The sequence below is a fragment of the Alloalcanivorax sp. C16-2 genome, from assembly GCF_046507615.1.
Lineage (GTDB): Bacteria > Pseudomonadota > Gammaproteobacteria > Pseudomonadales > Alcanivoracaceae > Alloalcanivorax > Alloalcanivorax marinus_A.
Genome location: NZ_JBKFTL010000004.1, coordinates 21320 through 36659, shown reverse-complemented (window position 1 = coordinate 36659; position 15340 = coordinate 21320). Strand labels below are relative to the sequence as shown.

The 15340-nt window shown below is 65.4% G+C and carries 14 protein-coding genes and 1 other RNA gene; 9 read left to right on the top strand and 6 right to left on the bottom strand.

Annotated features, from left to right (window positions below; all coding sequences use genetic code 11):
• Positions 1-154 precede the first annotated feature (154 nt).
• From ACLD02_RS15450 to ssrA, 3 genes are all read right to left on the bottom strand, one after another.
• Positions 155-1747, bottom strand: a complete 1593-nt coding sequence (locus tag ACLD02_RS15450; RefSeq protein WP_410299099.1) for a gamma-glutamyltransferase family protein — start codon at positions 1745-1747, stop codon at positions 155-157.
• A gap of 9 nt (positions 1748-1756) precedes the next feature.
• Entirely contained in the window at positions 1757-2590 is an 834-nt protein-coding gene (locus tag ACLD02_RS15445) for a sulfite exporter TauE/SafE family protein (RefSeq protein ID WP_203105807.1), read from the bottom strand.
• Positions 2591-3040: 450 nt separating this feature from the next.
• Positions 3041-3398, bottom strand: a transfer-messenger RNA (tmRNA) gene (ssrA, locus tag ACLD02_RS15440).
• A 255-nt stretch (positions 3399-3653) separates the two neighbouring features.
• Between ssrA and ACLD02_RS15435 the strand changes: the two genes are divergently transcribed.
• Positions 3654-3944 carry a hypothetical protein gene (locus tag ACLD02_RS15435; RefSeq protein WP_203105806.1) on the top strand — a complete coding sequence of 97 codons (291 nt, stop codon included), beginning with the start codon at positions 3654-3656 and terminating at the stop codon, positions 3942-3944.
• 68 nt (positions 3945-4012) lie between these two features.
• On the opposite strand, the gene smpB is transcribed toward ACLD02_RS15435, so the two are convergent.
• Entirely contained in the window at positions 4013-4489 is a 477-nt protein-coding gene (smpB, locus tag ACLD02_RS15430; RefSeq protein WP_203105805.1) for an SsrA-binding protein SmpB, read from the bottom strand.
• A 140-nt stretch (positions 4490-4629) separates the two neighbouring features.
• Between smpB and ACLD02_RS15425 the strand changes: the two genes are divergently transcribed.
• A complete protein-coding gene (locus ACLD02_RS15425) occupies positions 4630-6039 on the top strand; it encodes a sodium-dependent transporter (RefSeq protein ID WP_203105804.1) in 1410 nt (469 codons plus the stop codon).
• A complete protein-coding gene (locus tag ACLD02_RS15420; protein ID WP_203105803.1) occupies positions 6032-6322 on the top strand; it encodes an RnfH family protein in 291 nt (96 codons plus the stop codon). The genes ACLD02_RS15425 and ACLD02_RS15420 overlap by 8 nt, the downstream gene beginning before the upstream one ends.
• An 18-nt stretch (positions 6323-6340) precedes the next feature.
• Here ACLD02_RS15420 and ACLD02_RS15415 read toward each other — a convergent pair whose 3' ends face one another.
• Complete coding sequence (locus ACLD02_RS15415; protein WP_203105802.1) at positions 6341-6835, bottom strand: outer membrane protein assembly factor BamE; 495 nt, start codon at positions 6833-6835, stop codon at positions 6341-6343.
• A 109-nt stretch (positions 6836-6944) separates the two neighbouring features.
• Between ACLD02_RS15415 and fur the strand changes: the two genes are divergently transcribed.
• Complete coding sequence (fur, locus tag ACLD02_RS15410) at positions 6945-7355, top strand: ferric iron uptake transcriptional regulator (protein WP_203105801.1); 411 nt, start codon at positions 6945-6947, stop codon at positions 7353-7355.
• Positions 7356-7458: 103 nt separating this feature from the next.
• On the opposite strand, the gene recN is transcribed toward fur, so the two are convergent.
• Positions 7459-9129, bottom strand: a complete 1671-nt coding sequence (gene recN / locus ACLD02_RS15405; RefSeq protein ID WP_203105800.1) for a DNA repair protein RecN — start codon at positions 9127-9129, stop codon at positions 7459-7461.
• A 159-nt stretch (positions 9130-9288) separates the two neighbouring features.
• On the opposite strand from recN, the gene hrcA reads away from it, so the two are divergent.
• From hrcA to dapB, 5 genes are all read left to right on the top strand, one after another.
• Positions 9289-10338, top strand: a complete 1050-nt coding sequence (gene hrcA, locus ACLD02_RS15400; RefSeq protein ID WP_203105799.1) for a heat-inducible transcriptional repressor HrcA — start codon at positions 9289-9291, stop codon at positions 10336-10338.
• A 109-nt stretch (positions 10339-10447) separates the two neighbouring features.
• Positions 10448-11032 carry a nucleotide exchange factor GrpE gene (gene grpE / locus ACLD02_RS15395; RefSeq protein ID WP_203105798.1) on the top strand — a complete coding sequence of 195 codons (585 nt, stop codon included), beginning with the start codon at positions 10448-10450 and terminating at the stop codon, positions 11030-11032.
• Between the two features lie 120 nt (positions 11033-11152).
• Positions 11153-13069, top strand: a complete 1917-nt coding sequence (gene dnaK, locus ACLD02_RS15390) for a molecular chaperone DnaK (RefSeq protein WP_203105797.1) — start codon at positions 11153-11155, stop codon at positions 13067-13069.
• Between the two features lie 188 nt (positions 13070-13257).
• Positions 13258-14382: a molecular chaperone DnaJ gene (dnaJ, locus tag ACLD02_RS15385; protein ID WP_203105796.1), complete on the top strand. Its 1125-nt coding sequence runs from the start codon at positions 13258-13260 to the stop codon at positions 14380-14382.
• A 9-nt stretch (positions 14383-14391) separates the two neighbouring features.
• Positions 14392-15216, top strand: coding sequence for a 4-hydroxy-tetrahydrodipicolinate reductase (gene dapB, locus ACLD02_RS15380; protein WP_410299098.1), 825 nt, complete (start codon positions 14392-14394; stop codon positions 15214-15216).
• The last annotated feature ends 124 nt before the right edge of the window (positions 15217-15340 follow it).

Here is a 15340-nt window from a genome sequence, read left to right as displayed (position 1 = left end):
AAAATGATCCGCCTTGGTGCGCTGTGCTCCGAATGTATACACAGGCCCGGCGAGGAGAAGGCGGGAGAAGAAAGGAAAGGGGAATAAAAGAAGGCGGACGACACGACCGGGGAAGGGGCCGTGCCGCCGCCGAGGGTTGCTCGGTTGAAACGGGTTACAGCGTTGCCACCAGGCCGTCACTGCGCGGATCGCTGGCGCCTTCGATGACGCCGTCCGGATGGCGCACCACGGCGCCGGCATGGCCCATGGTGTCGCTGAAGTCCTGGTCCAGCACTTCCACCTGGTGGCCGGCGTCGCGCAGCTTTTCCACCAGCTCCGCTTCGAAGCGGGCCTCCAGCTTCAGGCTGGTGCTTACCTCGCCCCAGGTACGGCCCAGCAGCCAGCGCGGCGCGGTCACCGCCTGCTGTAGCGGCTGGTTGAACAGCCCGTAACGGCTGAACACCGCCGCCTGGGTTTGCGGTTGCCCTTCGCCGCCCATGGTGCCGTAGACCATGGTGCGACCGTCGTCGAAGCGGGCCATGGCCGGGTTCAGGGTGTGGAACGGCTTGCGGCCCGGTTTCAGGGCCTGGGGCGCGTTTTCGTCCAGAGAGAAGCTGATGCCCCGGTTTTGCCACAGCACGCCGGTGGCGGGCAGCACCACGCCGCTGCCGAATTCCCAGTAGATGCTCTGGATAAAGCTGGCGGAGCGGCCCTCGCGGTCGATGCAGCCCATCCAGATGGTGTCGCCGGGCAGCGCCGGTTGCGGCCAGGGCAGGGCGCGGGTGGGGTCGATGCCGGCGGCCCGTTCGGCCAGGTCATCGCCGGACAGGAAGTCCGCCGGGTCCACGTCCATGTAGGCCGGGTCGGTGCAGTGGCGGTCGCGGATCAGGAACGCCTGCTTGGTGGCTTCCACCAGGCCGTGGATGTGGTCGAAGCCTTCCGCCTCGGTGACGCCCAGGCGGTCGAACATGCCCAGGATCATCAGCGACGCCATGCCCTGGGTGGGCGGTGGCTGGTTGTAGAGGGTAGCGGTGCGCAGCCGGGTGGACAGCGGTTCCACCACCCGGGCCCGGTAGGCGGCCAGGTCGTCCCCGGTCAGCGGGCTGCCGGCCCGGGCCAGATCCGCCGCCAGGGCGGCGGCCAGCTCGCCCCGGTAGAAATCATCCAGGCCGGCCTGGCCCAGACGCTCCAGGGTATCGGCCAGGGCCGGTTGACGCAGCACCTGGCCTTCCTTGGGAACCTGGCCGTCGAGCAGGAAGGCGTCGGCGAAGCCGGGGACGTCGGCCAGCTCCGCCAGTTTGGCGCGGGTCAGGCCTTCCTGGCTGGCGGTGACCGCCACGCCGTCGCGGGCGTGGCGCCGGGCGTCGTCCAGCAGTCGCGGTAGAGGCAGGCGGCCGCCCCACCGCTCGGCGATTTCCCGGGCGCGCTCCCAGCCGCCGATGGTACCGGCCACGGTGAGCGCCGCCAGCGGCCCCCGGGACGGGATCACGTCGTGGCCGCGGGCACGGTAGAAATCCGCGTCGGCGGCGGCGGCCGCCGGGCCGCAGGCTTCGATGGCCTTGGGCGCCTGGCCGGGTTCGGCGAGCAGCCAGAAGCCGTCGCCGCCGATGGCGTTCATGTGCGGGTAGACCACGGCGATCGCCGCCGCCGCCGCGATCATCGCTTCGGCGGCGTTGCCTCCCTCGCGGAGCACGTCCCGACCGGCCTGGGCGGCCAGGTGATGGGGGGCGACGAAGACACCGCCGAGGGCGCGTTTGGTATGCAGCATGGTGATTCCTCAGAGCAGGCCGTAGAACATCCGCAGGGATGTCAGGAACAGGAACACGGCGAACGCCTGGCGCAGCCGGGTGGCGTTGATGGCGTGGGCCAGGCGCGCGCCCACCGGGGCCATCAGCATGGTCATTGGCACGATCAGAATAAAGCCGATCAGGTTCACGTAGCCCACGGTGAACGGCGGCCGGCCCGGATCGTCCATGCCATGCAGCAGAAAACCAATGGCGCCGGGCACGCTGATGAACAGGCCGATGGCGGCGGCGGTGCCGACCGCCTTGTGAATCGGATAGTTGAACAGGGTCAGGATCGGCACCGTCAGGGTGCCACCGCCGATGCCCATGAGCGTGGAGAAGCCGCCGATCACGGTACCGATCAATTGCTTGAACGGGGTCGGCGGCAGTGATTCGGCCAGCGCGCCGCCCTGGGTACGGAACGCCATGTTGGCGGCCACCAGTAGGGCCACGGCGGCGAAGATGGCGGTCAGGGCGGTGCCGCCCAGGTAGCCACTCAGCCAGGTGCCGATCAGCACGCCGATCACCAGCGCCGGGCCCAGGGTCTTGAGCAGTGAGAAATCCAGGTTGCCCTTGGCGGCGTGGGCCCGTGCCGACATGATCGAGGTGGGAATGATGGTGGCCAGGGAAGTGCCCACCGCAACGTGCATTTTCACGGATTCGTCCACGCCCAGCAGGGTGAACAGATGATAGAGCACCGGCACGATGACGATGCCGCCGCCCACCCCCAACAGGCCGGCCATGACGCCGGCGATCACGCCGGTGGCCAGCAGCGCCACCACCAGGCCCGCCAGCCAGGCGATGCTGTATTGATCCAGGAATTCCAAAAGGTGACTCCTTCAACGGCTTTGTGGTCCGTCCCGGCGGCGCATCCCCAGCATATCGAGGCCGCCCTGGGCGGTTTCAGGGCATGGAGCAAGTTATGTGCCGTTCTTGTATACACGAAAATTGGCAGGAAAGTGAAGGGTTTAGGGGTATTTAGGTGGTGAATGTTGGGGGTTCATGGGATGTATGCACTTTTATGGTGCGTTTTTGTGGGGTGGGTGGGTGGTTTGGGGGCAGGGTGGGAGGTGGCGGGCCGGCGGGGGGAAGGTGGCCGGATCGCTTTTGGCGATCCGGCCATCCCGGCCTTTGGCCGGGACCGTCCCCGCGGGGCGGGGACGTCCTGCGCGAAGCTTTGCTTCGCTTGTCGAACCCCGACGGGGGTTGCTCATCCTCCCACCGCAACCGCGCAAAGAAAAAGGGGCGCCCGCATGGGCGCCCCTTTTTCTTTGCGTTGGTGGAGGCGGGGGGAATCGAACCCCCGTCCGCCAGCAATCCGCCTGTGGATCTACATGTTTAGTCTGGTCTATTGATTTAAGTGGCTGCGGCCCGACCGACAGGGCGCAGTCACCGAGTCCCTAAGAGTTTTAACGGCGCCGTCCGGGACGGACTTTGCCGCGAGCCTGTGTAGCGATGCTCGCCGCACTTCCCCACAGGCTGGGTCGTTTGGCGATAAGCGGGGTTTAAGCCGCTAGTGCGTAAGTATCGTCGTTTGCGATTACTTTAAAATGCCACAAGGAATTTACGAGCATTGCGACGCTACTCGACATGCACCACAGGTTTCTTTACCGGCGTCGAATCCATGTCGCCCCCTGTGATCTGGCCGCTCAGGCCAAGCGGCGTATTGTAGGAGATGGGGACGCCGGGAGGAAAGCCAAGGGGCGCTTTATTTGTTGAGAATGCTCAAAGAGGGCCGCATTGCCGGTTTTTTGTACGCCTTGTCGGACAATCAGACCCGAATGCCATGGCGTTGTCATTGCCCGGGTGCATGATTCTGGTCAAAGCGAGCCTCGAATACCGATGACAAAGTCAGCCGCTAACCCATCCGTTTAAAGAGGGAGCGAGATCATGAAAGCGATCTTCCGGTCAGCTGAACAGGTTGTCGAGAAAGCCCTGGCGCCGGTGGCGGCGCGTCCGTTGCTGGCGCGTACCCTGCAGTTGGTGCTGGCGGTGGCATTATACGCCGGCGGTATCGCGGCGTTGGTGGCGGTGAGCGGCGACGCCCGGATTCCGGTGCTGTTGTTCGCGGTGTACTTTCTGCCGGCGGTGCTGCGTGCCTGGCTGCGGGTGTACTGGTGGGTGCGTGACGAGGTGCGCGGCTGGCGCCGCCGCCATGGCCGCACCGGCAAGGCGTTTTAATCGAGTCTGTCGAAATCGCGACCAAAGTCGCTCCTACGGGATTGCTGTAGGAGCGACTTTGGTCGCGATCAGTGCTGGCGCAGAATACGCTGCTTCTGGCGGTTCCAGTCGCGTTCGCGCTCGGTGGCCCGTTTGTCGTGTTTCTGCTTGCCCTTGGCCAGGGCGATGTCCAGTTTCACCCGGCCCCGCCTCCAGTGCAGGTTCACCGGCACGCAGGTGAAGCCTTGTTTTTGCACGCCGCTGAACACCTTGGCCAGCTCCTTGCGGTGCAGCAGCAGCTTGCGGCTGCGCTGCGGGTCCGGCACGAAATGGGTGCTGGCGGCGGGCAGGGGTTCGAAGCGGGCGCCAAACAGGAACGCCTCGCCATCCTTGAGCAGGATGTAGGATTCCGTCAGGTTGGCCTTGCCGGCGCGCAGGGACTTAACCTCCCAGCCTTCCAGGGCCAGGCCGGCCTCGAAGAATTCTTCCAGATGATAGTCGAAGCGCGCCTTGCGGTTCTGCGCGATGGCGTCGGACGTCGACTTTTGCTTTTTCGCTTTGCCCATGGGGCGGCGATTATAGAGAGTGCCCGCGGTTCTGGCGAGGGCGCCGTTCGTCGGGGTGGGTGAGCGTTCACGCACTGTCCCTTGAGGGGTCCCTGGAAAATCAAGACAATGGCCGCATTGCGTCGAGGGGTTGATAGCCGATGAGCGAACAGAACAAGCCGGTCCACGGCATGTGGGCCAGCCGGTGGGTCTTTATTCTTGCCGCCACCGGGTCCGCGGTGGGCCTGGGCAACATATGGCGGTTTCCGTACATCACTGGCGAGTATGGCGGCGGGGCCTTCGTGGTGCTGTATCTGCTCTGCATCGCCTTGATGGGCGTGCCGATCATGATCGCCGAAGTGCTGCTGGGGCGCCGGGGTGGCCTCAGCCCGATTCATTCCATGGGGCGGCTGGCCGAGCAGAGTAAGGTGAGCCAGCGCTGGAAGGGCATTGGCTACCTGGGGGCACTGGCCGGCTTTCTGATTCTGTCGTTCTATTCCGTGGTCGCCAGCTGGGCGCTGATCTACGTCTGGGAGGCGGTCACCGGCATGTTCCAGGGGCTTACGGCGATGCAGTCCCAGGCTAACTTCGAGGCCATGCAGGCCAATCCCTGGCTGATGATGGGCTCGCACACCGCTTTCATGGTGCTGACCATGGGCGTGGTGGCCCTGGGGGTGAAACGGGGTCTGGAGCGGGCGGTGGAAGTGCTGATGCCGTTGCTGTTCCTGCTGCTGGTGGTGTTGATCGGTTACGCCGCCACCACGCCGGGGTTCGCCGAGGGCGTCAGTTTCCTGTTCGCGTTCGATTTCTCCAAGCTGTCCGGAGAGGCGGTGATCATCGCCCTGGGCCAGGCGTTCTTCACCCTCAGCCTGGGGATGGGCGCGATCATGGCCTACGGCGCCTACATGCCCCGCGAGATCAAGGACAAGAAGAGCGGCCGCTCCCGGCCGGTATCGATCGTTTCGTCGGTGGTCATTATCGCGGCCCTGGACACCCTGGTGGCTCTGGGCGCCGGGCTGGCCATGTTCCCACTGCTGTTCACCGGCGGGCTGGAGCCGGCCCAGGGGCCGGGCATGATGTTCGTCACTCTGCCGCTGGCCTTCGGCCAGATGCCCGGTGGCATTCTGTTCGGCAGCCTGTTCTTCGTGCTGGTGGTGTGCGCCGCCTGGAGCTCCTCGATTTCCCTGGGCGAGCCGATGGTGGCCTGGCTGGTGGAGCGCGGTCACAAGCGCGGCGTGGCCGCCACCATGGTGGGGCTGGCGGCCTGGGTGCTGGGTATCGGTTCGGTGCTTTCGTTCAATCTGTGGAAGGAAGATACCTTCCTGATGGGTACCTTCTTCGACAATATCGAGTTCCTGTCCACCAGTATTCTGCTGCCGCTGGGCGGCTTGCTGATCGCCGTGTTCACCGGCTGGGTGATGAAGGAGACCCAGGTGCGCAAGGAGCTGGCGATGAAGAGCTTCCCGCTGTACCTGGTGTGGCGGGCCCTGGTGAGGGTGTTCTCGCCGCTGGCGGTGATCGCCCTGATTCTCTACTCGATCTGGTCCGCGGTCGGAGGTGGTGGTGGCTGAGTCGATCCGCGTGGAGGTGGTCTACGCGCTGCCGGACAAGCAGCGCCTGGTCGCCCTGGAGGTGGCGCCGGGGACCACCATGCTGGACGCCGCGCGCCAGTCCGGTATCGCCGGGCAGTTCGAGGGGCTGGAATTGGAAAATATGCCCATGGGCATCTTCGGCAAGGCGGAGCCGGACCCGGCCCGGCGCGTACTGGCGGACGGCGAGCGGGTGGAGATCTACCGGCCGCTCAGCATCGACCCGAAGGCCGCCCGGCGGGCCCGGGCGGAGCGTTCACGCTAGCAGGGCCTGTCGGCGTCTTCAGCCGTCGCGGGGCAGGGGAACGGTGGTGGCGTCCGGGGTGCTCTGGGCGCCCGGTTCCGGGGCCGGATCGTTGAGCGGCTCCTGATCCACCACATTGCCTTCGCGGCGGTCCTCGGCGCGCTGTTCCAGCTCCCGGTCTCGGCGACCGGAGGTCCGTTCGCGCACATTGGCCACCACTTCGCCCCGGTAATGGCTGTATTGACCGTTTTCGAAGAACACCACGATGTCCTGCTCGACGGTATCGGCCTTGCCGGGCTGGTAATGCAGCAGGTAGTACCAGGTGTCCGGGGTGAAGGGGTCGGTCAGGGTCGGCGGCCCCAGCACGAAGCGTACCTGTTCCGGGCTCATGCCCGGTTCCAGTTCGGCCAGCATGTCCTCGGTCACCACGTTGCCCTGGGGGATATCAATACGGTATACCCCGGGGAAGCGGAGGGAGCTGCAGCCGGTGAGAAGACCGGCCAATAACAGGGATAGGAGAAAGGTCCTTGGCATGATGTTTCGACTTGGCATAATGTCCGGGCGATAATACAGACTTGTTGAAGGGGAACAAGGTTCCTCACGGAATCAGGAATCCCCGCTGGCGGCATACGGAGCAATTGTTTTGGATAATCAGGATCTTAGAAAAGCAGGCTTGAAGGTGACCCTGCCGCGGATGAAAATTCTGCAGCAGCTGGAATCCTCCAAGGAGCGGCATCTCAGCGCCGAGGACATCTATAAATCGCTGATGGACGCCGGCGAGGACGTGGGGCTGGCCACCGTTTACCGGGTGCTGACCCAGTTCGAGCAGGCCGGTATCGTGCTGCGCCATAACTTCGAAGGCGGTTCCGCGGTGTTCGAGCTGGCCGACGAGGATCACCATGATCACATGGTGTGCATGGAGACCGGCGAGGTGATCGAGTTCGTGGACCAGGAGATCGAGGAGCGTCAGCACCGCATCGCCGAGGAGCACGGTTACGAGATCGTCGACCACTCCCTGGTGCTTTATGTGAAGCCCAAGGGCGGCAAGAAGTAAGCCGCCTTCCCGCCAGCCTGCGTCGCGGCATCCGCCGGGACGCGCCGCCAGCCCCATGAAACACCCCGCCCGGGTTGCCGTCAGGCATCCGGGCGTCGTGCGTTCAGGCGACCCGCTGGCCCTTGTCGAGCATTTCCCGGGCATGGGCCAGGGTGGATTCGGTGATTTCCACGCCGCCGAGCATGCGCGCCACTTCCTCCACCCGGGCGGTTTCCGCCAGGGGCTGAATGCGGGTGCGGGTGCTGTCCTTGCCCTGCAGTTTGTGCACCTGCCAGTGCTGGTGGCCCTGGGCGGCCACCTGGGGCTGGTGGGTGATGCACAGTACCTGGGCGTGATCACCCAGTTCGCGCAGCAGCCGACCGACGATCTCGGCGACCCCGCCGCCCACGCCCACGTCCACTTCGTCGAACACCAGGCTGGGCACGGTCAGGTTGCGCGCGCAGATCACCTGGATCGCCAGACTCACCCGGGACAGCTCGCCGCCGGAGGCCACCTTGGCCAGGGCGCGCGGCGGCTGGCCCGGGTTGGCGGAAAAGCGGAATTCCACCTCCTCGAGCCCGTCCGGTCCCGGTTTGCTTTCCTCGACCACCGCTTCCAGGCGGGCGGCCTTCATGCCCAGGGCCTTGAGTTGCTTGAGCACGTCGCGGGTCAGTATGCCGGCGGCGTCGCGGCGTCGCCGGCCCAGCGCCTGGGCCTGTTTCATGTAGGCGTCGCGGGCCTTTTGCTCGGTGGCGGCGAGGGCTTCCAGGTGTTCGTCGAAATGTTCCAGGGTGTCCGCTTCCTCGGCCAGGCGCTGGTGGTGTTCCACCAGTTCCTCCGGGCGCAGGCGGTGCTTGCGGGCCAGGGTGTAGGCCTGGCCGAGCCGCTCTTCCACGTGATTGAGCCGTTCCGGGTCCAGGTCCAGCCTCTCCAGGTAGTGACGCAGGTCCTCGGCGGCGGCCTCCACCTGCAGGCGGGCGGATTCCACGGTATCGAACACGCCGGCCAGGGCGTCGTCGCTGGCGCGGGCTTCCTCCACCCAGTGGCTGACCTGGCCCAGGTGGTCGTTGACGGTGCCGTCCTCGCCGTCGTAAAGGGCGGTGACCGCCTGCTGGCACAGGCGGATCAGGGCGTCGGCGTTGCCCAGGCGCTGCTGTTCCTGCTCCAGCTCCGGCAGCTCGCCCTCGGCCAGAGCCAGGGCATCCAGTTCCTCGAGCTGGAAGCGCAGCAGCTCCTGCCGCTCGGTTTGCTCCCGGGCGCTGGCCAGAGCGTCGTCATGGGCGCGCCGGGCGGCCTGCCACTCGCGCCAGCGCTCACGTACCCTGGTGGCAAGGTCTCCGGCTTCGGCCAGGTTGTCGAGCAGGGCGCGGTGGGTTTCCTTGCGAAGCAGGGCCTGGTGTTCGTGCTGGCTGTGGATGCTGATCAGGTGTTCGCCCAGGTCGCGCACCTCGGTGAGTGGCGTGGGGGTGCCGTTGATGTAGGCGCGGGAGCGACCATCGGCGCGTACCGTGCGGCGCAGCAGGCATTCGTCGCCGTCGTCCAGCTCGCGCTCGGCGAGCCAGGCACGGGCCGCCGGGTTGTCGCCCAGGTGAAAGGTGGCCAGCACCTCGGCGCGTTCGCAGCCGGGGCGCACCACGGCGCTGTCCGCCCTTTCCCCCAGGGTCAGCGACAGGGCGTCGATGAGCACCGATTTGCCGGCACCGGTCTCGCCGCTGATCACGGTCAGGCCGCCCTCGGGTTCCAGCTCCAGCTGGTCCACGGTGGCGAAGTGGCGAACACTGAGATGGGTCAGCATGGACTGTCCTTCTGGCCAGTAGTTGTGAGGATGTTAGGGCATTCCCGCCGCCAGTGTAAGCCCCTGTCCCGGGGCACTGGACGGCGCCGCCGCCGGACGCCGAAAATGGGCGCCGGGAATCAGGCTATACTGAGTCGTCTTTCTTGGTATTTGAAGTATATGTCCAGGCTGGAACTGAACGAACGCAAGCAACGGTTGTTGATGACCCTGGTGGAGCGCCATATCCGTCACGGGCAACCCGTGGGCTCCAAGACCCTGGCGGCCGGCAGCGGCCTCAGCGTGAGCCCGGCCACCATCCGCAACATCATGGCCGAGCTGGAGGAAATGGGCTTGCTGGCCAGCCCGCACACCTCCGCCGGCCGGGTTCCCACCGAGTTGGGCTATCGGCTTTACGTGGACACCCTGCTTGCCTCCAGCACCATGGAGCGGCCGGACAACGCCCGCCTGCGCGATGAACTGCGGCGCATGCTGGCGCCGGATCAATCTCCCCAGGCGCTGGTGTCCCAGGCTTCGCGAACCCTGGCGGAGTTGACCCGCATGGCCGGGCTGGTGGCGGTGCCGCGCCGTCAGGTCACCACCTTGCGCCAGGTGGAATTCCTGCCGTTATCCGGCCAGCGGGTGCTGGTGGTGCTGGTGGTGAACCGCTCCGAGGTGCAGAACCGCATCATCCAGACCAGCCGGGAATACGATGAGGTGGAGTTGCGTCAGGCCGCCAACTACATCAACCAGACCTACGCCGGCTGCGATCTGGACGGTATCTGTGAAGGCCTGCTCAGCACCATGGAGGCGGATCGCGCGCAGCTCGATGAAATGATGCAGACCACTCTGGACGTGGCCGGCAAGGCGCTGCGCCCGGAGCGTGAGGACTCCGACTATGTGGTGTCCGGTGAGTCCAATCTGATCGACAGTGCCGGGCTGGACAGCATCGACAAGCTGCGCGACCTGTTCGATGCGTTCAATCGAAAGCGTGACATTCTGCATTTGCTGGAACGCAGCATGAAGGCGGACGGCGTGCAGATATTCATCGGCCGCGAATCCGGCTACCAGCCGTTCGAGGAATATTCCCTGGTGTCCGCTCCGTACCGGGTGGACAACGGTCCCATGGGGGTGCTGGCGGTGGTCGGTCCCACCCGCATGGACTATGAGAAGGTGATTCCCACCGTGGACATCACCGCCCGCATCCTCTCCGCCGCGCTTACCCAATTGTAGGCCGTGACTCGGCGGTTCCGGCGCGCGCGTCGTCGTCGCCCTTGAATCCCTCCCCGGCGTTCCCATATCTTTGCCCGCTTTCCCAGAATTCGGGATGTCTGGAGTGGATATGAGCGAACAGGACAAAAAACAGCCGGCCGACGAGGCCGAAATCAACGAAGGTGCCCGCCCCGAGGCGGAAGCCGAACAGGTGGCGTCCGGGCAGCAGGACGGCAACGGCGTCGAGGACGAGCTGGCGGAAACCCGCGATCGGCTCGCCCGCGTGGAAAAGGCGCTGGCCGAGGCCGACCTGCGTGCCCAGGCGGAAATTCAGAATGTGCGCCGCCGCGCCGAGCGCGATGTGGAGAGTGCTCACAAGTTCGCGCTGGAGAAGTTCGCCGCCGATGTGCTCACCGTGGCGGACAGCCTGGAGCGGGGCCTGGCCACGCTGAACCCCGAGGACGAGGCGCTCAAGCCCGCCCGCGAGGGGCTCGAACTGACCCTCAAGGTGCTGCTCGATGTGTTCGCCAAATACAACCTCGAGCAGATCGATCCTCAGGGGCAGCCCTTCAACCCGGAGCACCACGAAGCGATGACCATGGTGCCGGCACCCAATGCCGAGCCCAACACCGTGATCGAGGTGCTGGAGAAGGGGTATCAGCTCAACGGTCGCCTGATCCGCCCGGCCCGGGTGGTGGTCAGCAAGGCCGAATAAGGCGCGCGGCGCCTCTCTTGAAAAGCCACCGCCAGCCGCCATATAGCTGGCAGGTCATTAAGGTTCAGCTGTCCGGGCGGCCATTCGGGGTCCGGACCGTGTGAAGGAGAATGGAGCATTATGGGTAAGATCATTGGTATCGACCTTGGCACCACCAACAGCTGTGTCGCTGTCATGGAAGGGGACAAAACCAAGGTCATCGAGAACGCCGAGGGCGCGCGCACCACGCCGTCCATCATCGCCTACACCGAGGACAATGAGATCCTCGTCGGTCAGGCCGCCAAGCGTCAGGCGGTGACCAACCCCACCAACACCCTGTACGCGGTCAAGCGTCTGATCGGTCGTCGTTTCGAAGACGACGTGGTGCAGAAGGACATCAAAATGGTGCCCTACAAGATCACCAAGGCCGACAACGGTGACGCCTGGGTGGAAGTGAAGGGCGAGAAGATGGCGCCGCCGCAGATCTCCGCGCAGGTCCTCAAGAAAATGAAGAAGACCGCGGAAGACTATCTGGGCGAGGAAGTCACCGAGGCGGTGATCACCGTGCCCGCCTACTTCAACGACTCCCAGCGTCAGGCCACCAAGGATGCCGGGCGCATCGCCGGCCTCGAGGTCAAGCGCATCATCAACGAGCCCACCGCCGCGGCCCTGGCCTATGGTCTGGACAAGAAAGGCGGTGATCGCACCATCGCGGTCTACGACCTGGGTGGCGGTACCTTCGACATCTCCATCATCGAGATCGCCGAGGTGGACGGTGAGCATCAGTTCGAGGTGCTGGCCACCAACGGTGACACCTTCCTGGGTGGCGAGGACTTCGACCTGGCGATCATCAACTACCTGGCGGATGAGTTCAAAAAGGACTCCGGCATTGATCTGGGTGGCGACGCCCTGGCCATGCAGCGCCTCAAGGAAGCCGCCGAGAAAGCCAAGATCGAGCTTTCCTCCGCGGAACAGACCGAGGTCAACCTGCCTTACATCACCGCCGATCAGACCGGTCCCAAGCACCTGGTGGTGAAAGTGACCCGGGCCAAGCTGGAATCCCTGGTCGAGCAGCTGGTGACCCGCTCCCTGGAGCCGTGCAAGACCGCGCTCAGCGATGCCGGCGTGAAAGCCTCCGACATCACCGACGTGATCCTGGTGGGCGGCCAGACCCGCATGCCCATGGTGCAGAAGAAAGTGGCCGAGTTCTTCGGTAAGGACGCCCGCAAGGACGTCAACCCGGACGAAGCCGTGGCCATCGGTGCTGCTATCCAGGGCGCGGTACTGTCCGGCGACGTGAAGGACGTGCTGCTGCTCGACGTGACCCCGCTGACCCTGGGCATCGAGACCATGGGTGGCGTGATGACGCCGCTGATCGAGAAGAACACCACGATCCCGACCAACGCGTCGCAGGTGTTCTCCACCGCCGAGGACAACCAGACCGCGGTGACCGTGCACGTGCTGCAGGGCGAGCGCAAGCAGGCGGCCCAGAACAAGTCCCTGGGGCAGTTCAACCTGGAGGACATTCCGCCGGCGCCGCGTGGCGTGCCGCAGATCGAGGTAACCTTCGACATCGACGCCAACGGCATCCTGCATGTGGGCGCCAAGGACAAGGCCACCGGCAAGGAACAGACCATTCAGATCAAGGCTTCCTCCGGCCTGTCCGATGATGAAGTCGATCAAATGGTCAAGGACGCCGAGGCCCACGCCGACGAGGACAAGAAGTTCGAGGAGCTGGTGCAGGCGCGCAACCAGGGCGACCACCTGGTGCACGCCACCCGCAAGACCCTGGAAGAAGCCGGCGACAAGGCCAGCGAGGAAGAGAAAGAGGCCATCAACAAGGCCATCGCCGAGCTGGAAGAGGCCCTCAAGGGTAGCGACAAGGACGACATCGAGGCCAAGACCAAGGCGCTCACCGAGGCGTCCGGGGCCCTGGCGCAGAAGATGTACGCCGAAGCCCAGCAGGCCGAAGCCGGCGCCGGTGATCAGCAGAAGGCCTCCGGCGATGACGTGGTCGACGCTGAATTCGAGGAAGTCGACGACGACAAGAAGAAGTGAGGAAAGCCTGACGCCGGACGCTCGACGCTGGACGCCGAATGCTAAGTCCCGATACTGAGCGTCTGGCGTCTGGCGTCTGGCGTCTGGCGTCTGGCGTCTGGCGTCTGGCGTCTGGCGTCTGGCGTCAGAGCATATTTATCGCCGGCATAAAGTGCCGGCGTTTCTGCTTCACGGCAAGTTGAATTTCTATGTCCAAACGCGATTATTATGACGTGCTGGGTGTGGCCAAGGACGCCAGCCAGCAGGATCTGAAAAAAGCCTATCGTCGCCTGGCGATGAAGTACCATCCGGATCGCAATCCGGATGACCAGGAGGCGGTGGCCAAGTTCAAGGAGGCAAAGGAAGCCTACGAAGTGCTCGCCGACGAGCAGAAACGCGCCGCCTACGATCAGTTCGGCCATGCCGGCGTCAACGGCCAGGGTGGCTTCGGCGGCGGTGGCGCCGGCGGTTTCGGCGGTGGCGGTTTCGGCGATATTTTCGGGGACATCTTCGGTGATATCTTCGGCGGCGGTCGTCGCGGCCCGGCCCGTGGCGCCGACCTGCGCTACACCCTGGAGCTGACCCTGGAACAGGCGGTACGCGGCTGCGAGGAACAAATCCGCGTGCCCAGCTGGGATACCTGTGAAGTTTGCGACGGCAGTGGTGCCCAGGCCGGCGAGCAGCCGGTCACCTGCCCGACCTGTAATGGCATGGGCCAGGTGCGCATGCAGCAGGGTTTCTTCACGGTGCAACAGGCCTGCCCCACCTGTCACGGCGAGGGCAAGGTGGTGGAAAACCCGTGCGGAAACTGCGGTGGCCAGGGCCGGGTGCAGACCACCCGTACCCTGTCGGTGAAAATTCCCGCCGGCGTCGACACCGGCGACCGCATCCGCCTGGCAGGCAAGGGCGAAGCCGGCATGAACGGGGCGCCCCCGGGGGACCTGTACGTGCAGGTGGCGGTGCGCGAGCACGACATCTTCAAGCGCGACGGCGAGAACCTGCACGTGGACGTGCCGCTCAGTTTCGTTGATGCCGCCCTGGGTGGCGAGTTGGAGGTGCCCACCCTGAATGGCCAGGTGAAGCTCAAGGTGCCGCCGGAAACCCAGACCGGCAAGCTGTTCCGGTTGCGTGGCAAGGGGGTTACTCCGGTGCGCGGCGGGCCGCCCGGCGATCTGATCTGCAAGGTGGTGGTGGAGACTCCGGTGAAGCTGTCCGGCGAACAGAAAGACCTGCTGCGCGATTTCCAGGAATCCCTGGAGAAGGGCGGCGAGCGCCACAATCCGCGTCGCACCAGTTGGTTCGAGGGCGTGAAACGCTTCTTCGAAGGGCTCTGAGGAAAGATCATGAAAGTAGGCATTATTGGCGCCGCCGGGCGCATGGGACGCATCCTCATGGAGGCCACGCTGGCCAATCCGGATACCGAACTGGCCGCCGCCGTGGATGTGCCCGGCTCCAGCCTGATCGGTGTCGACGCCGGTGAACTGGTGGGCCAGGGCCGCCTCGGCGTGGTCCTGGCGGATGAGCTGGAAAAGGTGGTTCGCGACGCGGATGTGTTCATCGACTTCACCGTGCCCGAGGCCACCGCGCGCCATATCGGGGTGTGCCGGGCCGCCGGCACCCGGCTGGTGATCGGCACCACCGGGCTGGATGATCACCAGACCGCCTCGTTGCGCGCCGCCGGCGAGGACATCGCCATCTGCTTCGCGCCCAACTATTCGATCGGTGTGAACCTCTGCTTCAAGCTGCTGGAGACCGCCGCCGCGGTGCTCGGTGACGAGGTGGACATCGAGGTAATCGAGGCCCACCACCGGCACAAGATCGATGCCCCCTCCGGCACCGCCCTGCGCATGGGCGAGGTGGTGGCCCAGACCCTGGGCCGTGATCTCAAGGAGTGCGCGGTGTATGGCCGCGAGGGCCGCACCGGCGAACGGGAGCGGCGCACCATCGGCTTCGAGACCATCCGTGCCGGCGATATCGTCGGCGACCACACGGTGCTGTTCGCCGCCGATGGTGAACGCGTGGAAATCACCCACAAGGCGTCCAGCCGCATGTCCTTCGCCCGGGGCGCGGTGCGGGCGGCTCTGTGGCTGGGCGGGCACGATCGCGGGCTGTACGACATGCAGGATGTGCTCGGTCTGGCCGGCGACAGCGCCGGCTGGGGCCGCTGAGGCGGCACGATCGCGGCTAAAGCCGCTCCTACAGCGGGCGCCACCTCTTTGTAGGAGCGGCTTCCGCCGCGATTACGGGCGTGTGACGTGACACCAGGGCGGTTACGTCCTAAAATGGCGCCTG

Bases quoted from the DNA above. Each gene is read 5' to 3' on its own strand.
- ACLD02_RS15450 (WP_410299099.1), bottom strand. From the start codon at position 1,747: ATGCTGCATACCAAACGCGCCCTCGGCGGTGTCTTCGTCGCCCCCCAT.
- ACLD02_RS15435 (WP_203105806.1), top strand. From the start codon at position 3,654: ATGAAAGCGATCTTCCGGTCAGCTGAACAGGTTGTCGAGAAAGCCCTG.
- smpB (WP_203105805.1), bottom strand. From the start codon at position 4,489: ATGGGCAAAGCGAAAAAGCAAAAGTCGACGTCCGACGCCATCGCGCAG.
- ACLD02_RS15425 (WP_203105804.1), top strand. From the start codon at position 4,630: ATGAGCGAACAGAACAAGCCGGTCCACGGCATGTGGGCCAGCCGGTGG.
- ACLD02_RS15415 (WP_203105802.1), bottom strand. From the start codon at position 6,835: ATGCCAAGGACCTTTCTCCTATCCCTGTTATTGGCCGGTCTTCTCACC.
- recN (WP_203105800.1), bottom strand. From the start codon at position 9,129: ATGCTGACCCATCTCAGTGTTCGCCACTTCGCCACCGTGGACCAGCTG.
- hrcA (WP_203105799.1), top strand. From the start codon at position 9,289: ATGTCCAGGCTGGAACTGAACGAACGCAAGCAACGGTTGTTGATGACC.
- grpE (WP_203105798.1), top strand. From the start codon at position 10,448: ATGAGCGAACAGGACAAAAAACAGCCGGCCGACGAGGCCGAAATCAAC.
- dnaK (WP_203105797.1), top strand. From the start codon at position 11,153: ATGGGTAAGATCATTGGTATCGACCTTGGCACCACCAACAGCTGTGTC.
- dnaJ (WP_203105796.1), top strand. From the start codon at position 13,258: ATGTCCAAACGCGATTATTATGACGTGCTGGGTGTGGCCAAGGACGCC.
- dapB (WP_410299098.1), top strand. From the start codon at position 14,392: ATGAAAGTAGGCATTATTGGCGCCGCCGGGCGCATGGGACGCATCCTC.